The sequence below is a fragment of the Mesorhizobium sp. M7A.F.Ca.AU.002.02.1.1 genome (assembly GCF_003998535.1).
GTDB classification, from domain to species: Bacteria; Pseudomonadota; Alphaproteobacteria; order Rhizobiales; family Rhizobiaceae; genus Mesorhizobium; species Mesorhizobium ciceri.
On the sequence record NZ_RZPB01000286.1, the window covers coordinates 1 to 835 of the forward strand.

Annotated in this window: 1 protein-coding gene and 1 pseudogene; both read right to left on the reverse strand. The window is 65.6% G+C overall.

Going from position 1 to position 835, the window contains the following annotated elements; translation table 11 throughout:
• Positions 1 to 393, reverse strand: a pseudogene (locus tag EN879_RS18235) (alpha-ketoacid dehydrogenase subunit beta); the annotation flags it as partial.
• A gap of 1 nt (position 394) precedes the next feature.
• Positions 395 to 835: thiamine pyrophosphate-dependent enzyme (locus EN879_RS18240; protein WP_245493835.1), on the reverse strand; the 441-nt coding region annotated here is incomplete at its 5' end.

Below are 835 nucleotides of genomic sequence, written 5' to 3' on the forward strand. Positions count from 1 at the left end.
CTTGGAGTGCTGCGCGCCGGCGCCGGCGCCGCCGCCGCCCTGCGTACGCAGCACGAACGGCATCTTGACCTGGCCGTTCCAGATGTAATTGTAGATCGATGCCTGGTTGACCAGCGCATCGAGCGTCAGCGGCACGAAATCCGCATACATGATTTCCAGCACCGGCCGCGTGCCGGTCATCGCGGCGGTCACGGCCATGGCGGTCAGCGCCTGTTCGGAGATCGGCGTGTCGCGCACCCGCGTTTCGCCGAATTCCTCCATCAGCCCTTTCGTCACCTTGAAGACGCCGCCATAGCGTCCGATGTCCTCGCCGAAGACGAAGACGGAGGGGTCGGCCTGCATCTCTTCGCGCAGTGCCGCATTGAGCGCTTCGGCATACCGCATCATGGCCATGTCAGTGTGCCTCGCTGTAGGGGTTGCAGGCTTCGTCGAGCGAGAATTCGGGCATCGGGTCGGAGAGGGCCGCCGCGAATGCCTCGTCGACCTCAGCTCTGGCCGCCACCTCGATTGCCGCGAGTTTCGCCTCGCCGACGTCGCCCAAAAGCGCCTTGCGCGAGACGAGCAACGGGTCACGTTCCTTCCAGGCCGCAATATCCTCCGGCTTCTGGTAACCGCCCATGTCGGAGGTGGAGAAACCTTCGACGCGGTAGGTCTTACATTCGACCATGCCTGGGCCTTCGCCGCGCCTGGCGCGCTCGACCATGGCCGACACGGCACGGTAGACAGCCACCGCGTCATTGCCGTCGACGATCTCGGCCGGCATCGCGTAGCCGGCGGCGCGGATCGACAGGTCCTCGACCGGCGACTGGACCTCGGAGGGAACGGTCAGGCCGAA